The 6175-nt window shown below is 61.0% G+C and carries 9 protein-coding genes; 3 read left to right on the top strand and 6 right to left on the bottom strand.

What is annotated here, in order from left to right; translation table 11 throughout:
* Positions 1-229: 229 nt before the first annotated feature.
* Genes BVER_RS31990 through BVER_RS31985 form a run of 3 tightly spaced genes read right to left on the bottom strand, consistent with a single transcriptional unit; the run spans position 230 to position 1358 of the window.
* Positions 230-391: an SUMF1/EgtB/PvdO family nonheme iron enzyme gene (locus tag BVER_RS31990; RefSeq protein ID WP_198155425.1), complete on the bottom strand. Its 162-nt coding sequence runs from the start codon at positions 389-391 to the stop codon at positions 230-232.
* Positions 391-792 (bottom strand): DUF2000 domain-containing protein, encoded by a 402-nt coding sequence (locus BVER_RS26985; RefSeq protein WP_050455875.1) that lies wholly within the window; start codon positions 790-792, stop codon positions 391-393. Before BVER_RS26985 ends, BVER_RS31990 begins: the two co-directional genes overlap by 1 nt.
* Entirely contained in the window at positions 792-1358 is a 567-nt protein-coding gene (locus BVER_RS31985; RefSeq protein ID WP_050455874.1) for a type 2 periplasmic-binding domain-containing protein, read from the bottom strand. Before BVER_RS31985 ends, BVER_RS26985 begins: the two co-directional genes overlap by 1 nt.
* 185 nt (positions 1359-1543) lie before the next feature.
* On the opposite strand from BVER_RS31985, the gene BVER_RS26975 reads away from it, so the two are divergent.
* Positions 1544-2290, top strand: coding sequence for a GntR family transcriptional regulator (locus BVER_RS26975; protein WP_050455873.1), 747 nt, complete (start codon positions 1544-1546; stop codon positions 2288-2290).
* A 20-nt stretch (positions 2291-2310) separates the two neighbouring features.
* Positions 2311-3729 carry a multidrug transporter subunit MdtD gene (gene mdtD, locus BVER_RS26970; RefSeq protein ID WP_050455872.1) on the top strand — a complete coding sequence of 473 codons (1419 nt, stop codon included), beginning with the start codon at positions 2311-2313 and terminating at the stop codon, positions 3727-3729.
* Between the two features lie 49 nt (positions 3730-3778).
* On the opposite strand, the gene BVER_RS31980 is transcribed toward mdtD, so the two are convergent.
* Entirely contained in the window at positions 3779-3976 is a 198-nt protein-coding gene (locus tag BVER_RS31980; protein WP_157056258.1) for a hypothetical protein, read from the bottom strand.
* A gap of 17 nt (positions 3977-3993) precedes the next feature.
* On the opposite strand from BVER_RS31980, the gene BVER_RS26965 reads away from it, so the two are divergent.
* Positions 3994-5265, top strand: a complete 1272-nt coding sequence (locus tag BVER_RS26965) for an EAL domain-containing protein (RefSeq protein WP_050455871.1) — start codon at positions 3994-3996, stop codon at positions 5263-5265.
* 24 nt (positions 5266-5289) lie between these two features.
* Here BVER_RS26965 and BVER_RS33000 read toward each other — a convergent pair whose 3' ends face one another.
* Both BVER_RS33000 and BVER_RS34705 read right to left on the bottom strand, forming a co-directional pair.
* Positions 5290-5445 (bottom strand): hypothetical protein, encoded by a 156-nt coding sequence (locus tag BVER_RS33000; protein ID WP_198155423.1) that lies wholly within the window; start codon positions 5443-5445, stop codon positions 5290-5292.
* Between the two features lie 299 nt (positions 5446-5744).
* Positions 5745-6175, bottom strand: a 431-nt coding sequence (locus tag BVER_RS34705; RefSeq protein ID WP_502255040.1) for a YjaZ family protein, incomplete at its 5' end; no start/stop codon positions are given.

Here is a 6175-nt window from a genome sequence, read left to right as displayed (position 1 = left end):
CCGCGAACACTCGCTATCGCTGTGCCAAGTCTAAGGTTCTGTGCCGGGGCCGCTCAAGAAGGTGCTTAGGATCGGCCAAGCGGCTTTCTTTGGTTACTTTCTTTGCCGCCGCAAAGAAAGTGACCCCCCGCCGGGGAGGCGGCTACTGAATAAACCACAACAACAAGAGAAAACAGCACCCCACGAGACGTGCAAAAAAAACGCACGCCCCGCAGGGTAAAAAAATCACTCACCGAGATAAGCAGCCCGAACTCTCGAAACGCTGATTGGTTACCGGATAGATATCGATCCAATAAGGCGCAAGCGATACTTCCGTAACCGGCATCTCGTTCTTGAACAGCACGCTACCGCGCAAAAATCGGACGCCACCGACATAGATCATGTCTTTCATCATTTCAGCAGAGGTAGTTCGGCACTTATCTTATTGATGACTTTCCTAGGTCCATAAGCGAGCAATCCGTGAATTCGCAATTGCGAGGAATGCACCGACGACAGCTTCTCCTGAAAATCGGGGTAGGTCTTTGTGGTAAGCGCGGATTCGTCGAAGACCACGAGCAAGAGATCGGCGCTTTGATTTTCCAGGAAAATTTCACCCAGCCGATCTGACGAACTTTGCAGAATGGGTAATGGAATCTGCGTGATGCCGGAAATTGGCTTTTGATCTTTCGTCAGCAAGTCCGCGCCGACGATTTCTGGATTCGACTTCCCAAGCGTCATTTCCAGGACTGCACAGATATTCGCCTTCAGTCCGGTCGGCATCAACTTGTCGACGATGATTATTCCCTTTTCCATCAAGCTTTCCTTGCGAATAGTGTCCAGAGCATCGGAATGACTCCGGTGTCGTAAAGTGCGGTGAGCCCTTCTTTTTCGCATGCGATCTTGGTGGTAATGCATGCGTCCACAGTCGACTCGGCGGTCATTCGAGCAGCCGCGCTGGTCGAGTCGGCTTCGACCAGCGTGAAAGCCGCATCCGGCAGGATCTGTTCGAGCAGATGAGCGGGTGCGCGGTGAGACGAAATTCGCGGCCGATCGGGCATGTCCTGAACGCACTTGTTCTTCGACGCCAAGACGTAAGGCGGCGTATCGCAAAAGAATGCGCCGATGGGACCAGTCCGCTGGGAGATGTAGAACCGGTTGATGTACTGGTAAGCGTTCGCCACCAGTAGCAGCGCGTTCTCATCCGTGTCGTGGATGAACGCTTCGGCCATCTCGTAATTCCCCAGAAGCATCACCCGCTCGGACAACTGCCGAGCAACAAACTCGCTGCTCGTTCCCGATGGTCCGAGCGTCGCAATGATGTGGTCTCGATAGTCGGTCCGGTACTCGGCGCGCGAAAGAATTCTGAACTCGTTAATCACCTTTGCCTCACCTCTGTCGTGTGAAAGTCGAGCTTAGACGCCGCGTCTCGCCATGTATTGTAAAAAGTACAGATGCCATCAGACACCCCCGGCACCCCGCAAAGCCAGCGCTTTTCCGCAGTTCATCACGCGATGACTCCGTCGTTTGTCTTAAAATCCCCGCTTGGCCCATTTGCGTCCGCTTTATGAACTCGACCTCGGAAGATCGCTGGCGCGATTTGCGCCCGGACCCGGAAAGCGACACTCCGCTCTATCTTCAGCTCGCCCGCAAGCTCGCCAATGCCATTCACGACAACCGCTGGAATCCCGGCGAAGCACTGCCGTCCGAACGCGTGCTCTCGGACGCGCTCGGCGTGTCGCGCATCACGTCGCGCAAGGCGATCGCGCTGCTCGTCGAACAAGGGCTGATTCGGCGCGAACAAGGCGCGGGCAGCTTCATCACGCCGCGTTACGAAGATCCGCTGTCGCGTCTGTCGAGCTTCAGCGAGATGCTGCGGCGACGCGGTTTCAAGCCGTCGTCGAACTGGATATCGCGCACCATCGAGCCGGCCAATCGCGATGAAGTGATCCAGCTCGGCCTCTCTCCCGCCGCCACCGTCACGCGTCTGAAGCGTCTGCGCCTCGCCGACGATATCGTGATGGCCGTCGAGAATTCCACCTTTCCGGCGTCGTGCATCCCCGATCCGCAAGCCATCGGCGATTCGCTCTATAGCTATCTCGATGCGCGCGGGCTGTCGATCGTGCGCGCGCTCCAGCATTTCCGCGCCGTCAACGCGAGCGAGGAAATCGCCGAACAGATGGGCATTGCGCCGCACGACGCGCTGCTGCTCATCACGCGCGTTGGCTATACGGCCGATCAGCGCGCGATCGAACTGACCGATACGTACTGCCGCAACGACTACTACGACTTCGTCGCCGAACTCCGAAAATAAGCGCCGCGTCCTAAAAGCCCATGACCGATACCGCAGCAGGAACACCGTCCGACCGCTCTCTGACGATCATGCTGTGGATCGTCGCGACCGGCTTCTTCATGCAGACGCTTGACTCGACCATCGTCAACACCGCGCTGCCCGCGATGGCACGCAGTCTCGGCGAAGCGCCGTTGCGCATGCAAGGCGTCGTGATCGCCTACTCGCTGACGATGGCGATGATGATTCCCGTCTCCGGATGGCTCGCCGACAAGCTCGGCACGCGGCGCGTGTTCCTCTCCGCGATCCTGATCTTCACGATCGGCTCGCTGCTGTGCGCGAACGCGCAATCGCTGACGGCGCTGGTCGCGTTTCGCGTCGTGCAGGGCATCGGCGGCGCGATGCTGCTGCCGGTCGGACGGCTCGCCGTGCTGCGCGTGTTCCCCGCCGAACGCTATCTGTCGGCGCTGGCCTTCGTCGCGATTCCGGGGCTGATCGGGCCGCTCATCGGGCCGACGCTCGGCGGCTGGCTCGTGCAGATCGCGTCGTGGCACTGGATCTTTCTGATCAACGTGCCGGTGGGCATCGTCGGATGCGTGGCGACGAATCGGTATATGCCCGACAGCCGCAATCCGGCGACGCCGCCTTTCGATCTCGCGGGCTATCTGCTGCTCGCCATCGGCATGGTCGCGCTGACGATCTCGCTCGACGGCCTGGCCGACCTCGGCCTGCAACACGCGGTCGTGATCGTGCTGCTGGTGCTGAGCTTCGGCTGCTTCGTCGCCTACGGCCTGCACGCGACGCGCGCCGCGCAGCCGATCTTCTCGCTCGATCTGTTCAAGATCCACACTTTCAGCGTCGGGCTGCTCGGCAATCTGTTCGCGCGGATCGGCAGCGGCGCGATGCCGTATCTGATTCCGCTGCTGCTGCAAGTGAGCCTCGGCTTCACCGCGTTTCAGGCCGGTCTGATGATGCTGCCCGTCGCGGCCGCCGGCATGGCGTCGAAACGCCTCGTCACGCGCCTGATCGAAAAGCACGGTTATCGGCGCGTGCTGGTGGTCAACACGGTGCTCGTCGGCCTGATGATGGCGAGCTTCGGCCTGATGACGGTGCATCAGCCGCTGTGGTTGCGGCTCGTGCAACTGGCGATCTTCGGCGCCGTCAACTCGATGCAGTTCACCGCGATGAACACGCTCACGCTCAAGGACCTGGGCACCGGCGGCGCGAGCAGCGGCAACAGCCTGTTTTCGCTCGTGCAGATGCTGTCGATGAGCCTCGGCGTCACCGTCGCCGGCGCGATTCTCGCGACCTTCACCGGCATCCTGCCGCGCGTGACGGAAACCAACTCGCTGCCCGCGTTCCACGCCGGCATCATCACGGCGGCGACCGCGTGGATCTTCGGACAACTCGCGCCGGAAGTGCGCTCGATCAAGCGCAAGCCGGACCCGTCGGAATCGAACTGACGCGCCAAGCTTGCGTGCGCGCCGCACCGTGTCGGTGCGCATGGCACCGTCACGCGACGCGGCTACGCTTGCGTGCATCGGCGCAATCGATGGCCGATACGCGCGCGAAGCCGAATGAGCACACAAATCCGCCCATCGGCACGCAACGAACGCCGCGCTCGTGCGCGCGATCGTTGAATTCGCACGCTTTTTGCTCGAACACGCCGAGACCGATCCGGTAAACTGTCTCGACTATCTCGAAATTCACGCACGACGTATCCGCCCATGAGCATGGTTGACCTCGACCCTCCCAGCTTCCGCCCGCCGCGCCCCGTTGCCGGCGACGACGGCTCGCGTCGCACCGTGCTGTACGGCGAATACACCGTGTTCAGCGTGTTTCAGCCGGTTTTTTCCGTGTCGCACCGGCGCGCGATCGGCTATCACGCGTCGCTGCGGGCACGCGACGATTCGCATCGGCATGTGCCGTCGGCGGAAGTGTTCACGCAGGCCGCGCGTCGCGGCGATCTGCTCGAACTCGGCCGGCTCGCGGAATCACTGCATCTGGGCAACTTCAATGCGTTCGACAGCCACGATGAATGGCTCTTTCTGAGCCTGCATCCGGCCGCGCTGATGGACATGAGTTACGGCGACGCGCTGGTTGCCGCGCTGAAGGATATCGGCTTATCACCGCAGCGCGTCGTGCTCGAAGTGCCCGAGCAGGCGGACGGCGAGACCACGCGTTTTTCCGAGATCATCGATTCACTGCGCAAGTCGGGCTTTCTGATCGCGCTGGACGGTTTCGGCGTGAAGCATTCGAATATCGATCGCGTGTGGCAGTTGCGGCCGGATATCGTCACGCTGGATCGCTGCATTCTGCAGCAAGCCACGGAGCATTCGCATATCGAACGCGTGTTGCCGCGACTGGTGTCGCTGCTGCATGAATCCGGGCAGCTCGTGCTGATGGGCGGTTTGTCGACCGAGCGCGAGGCGTTGATCGCGCTCGAATGCAACGTCGATTTCGTGCAGGGCGCATATTTCGCGCAGCCGAGCGTCGATGCCGTGCACAGCGAAGTCGCCGCCGGCGCGATGGATGCCTTGTCGGCTGCATCGCGCGAGCGGATCGCGGCGCGGGATCGCGCGCAGGCGACGCGGCTGGAACCGTACGTGAGCGGGCTCGAGCATGCTTCCGTCAAGCTGATGGAAGGCGAGACACTAATCGCTGCGACCAGCGAAATGCTGCAACTCGCGGATACCGCGCGCTGCTTCCTGCTCGATCAGGAAGGCCGGCAGATCGGCGACAACGTCGTGCCGATCGTGCGGACATCGCAGCGCGCGAAGCGCTTCAGCCCGCTGCTGCATTCGGAAGGCGCGAGCTGGGAGCGTCGGCCGTACTTCATCGAGGCGCTGCGCGCGCCGGGGCGGGTGCATCTGACGCCGCCGTATCTGTCGATCAACGAGGCGCATCTTTGCGTGACGGCATCGATTGCGGCGCAGACGCCGTACGGTTTGCAAGTACTGTGCGTCGACATCAACTGGGAAGCGGCCAAGCGGCACTGATTTCGACGGCTCTCCTAGACGCGATTACGGACGACGCTTGCGGAAATCCGGGCGGACGAGATCGAAGCCCGCAAGCATCACCACACCCGACAGCGCGATAAACGCAGCCGAATGCCGGCCGAAGTACAGCAAGGCGGCGGCGGACCACGCCGTGAGGCAGAGTGCGGAGAAGCGTTTCATGGTGGTGCGGTGATGCGGGAAGGAAGGCGTATTTTAGGTGTTTCGTTGGCGGTTCGCCGGGATGCGCGGACTAAGTGTTTTTCAGACGATAGCGCGTTGACCGGGGATATAGCGGTCTCTATACTTCTGCAAGTACGGATCGTGTCAACGGTTCGACGGAAAAACTACGTACGAGCGAGTGAGGAAAACGTAGCGCCGCCCGGCTATCCGGGTCCCATCTGGAGTGGGAGTTCTGCCGAGAGGTAGATAGAGAACTCGCATACGACGGCTGCCATCTGGCAGCCGTTGGTCTTTCTGCGCTAGGGTCGAACCTTTCGCCCGTCCAGTGCGGCGAGCAAGATGTTTCGAAGTAGTACGCGCCTCGCCTCCCGCTGACGCTTGGAGAGTCCACCATCGAGGACATATGCAGATTGCACGCGCATCATGAGTCGGCGCTTACGCAGTCTGTCTTTCGAAACCTCGAAAAACACGGCGTAATGACGTGGTTCTCCAGCGGTATTTGTTATTTCGAACGTCAAGAAGTTTTGTCGCCCTTCGCCGGCCAGAACGATGCGCCGCTTGGGCAGCGTCCGAATCAGCTCCCGCAGCAGGCTTCGTGAAATCTCGGTAGTGTGCAGAATGATGTGCAAAAACGCTGAGGCGGCAGGAGCGCAGAGGCAGGGGTGGCCGTGGTGTAAGTTGATGAATGTCCAGTTCGTCAACCTGCCCTCGGGAGGGCTTACGCCATGGC

It is taken from the genome of Candidatus Burkholderia verschuerenii (assembly GCF_001189365.1).
Lineage (GTDB): Bacteria > Pseudomonadota > Gammaproteobacteria > Burkholderiales > Burkholderiaceae > Caballeronia > Caballeronia verschuerenii.
The sequence above is the reverse complement of the archived record's forward strand: the minus strand, read 5'-3'. Positions and strand labels throughout refer to the sequence as shown.

What these genes read in the sequence shown, in the direction of transcription:
- BVER_RS26975 (WP_050455873.1), top strand. Translation starts at nt 1,544, where the DNA reads ATGAACTCGACCTCGGAAGATCGCTGGCGCGATTTGCGCCCGGACCCG.
- BVER_RS26965 (WP_050455871.1), top strand. Translation starts at nt 3,994, where the DNA reads ATGAGCATGGTTGACCTCGACCCTCCCAGCTTCCGCCCGCCGCGCCCC.
- BVER_RS31990 (WP_198155425.1), bottom strand. Translation starts at nt 391, where the DNA reads ATGAAAGACATGATCTATGTCGGTGGCGTCCGATTTTTGCGCGGTAGC.
- BVER_RS26985 (WP_050455875.1), bottom strand. Translation starts at nt 792, where the DNA reads ATGGAAAAGGGAATAATCATCGTCGACAAGTTGATGCCGACCGGACTG.
- mdtD (WP_050455872.1), top strand. Translation starts at nt 2,311, where the DNA reads ATGACCGATACCGCAGCAGGAACACCGTCCGACCGCTCTCTGACGATC.
- BVER_RS33000 (WP_198155423.1), bottom strand. Translation starts at nt 5,445, where the DNA reads ATGAAACGCTTCTCCGCACTCTGCCTCACGGCGTGGTCCGCCGCCGCC.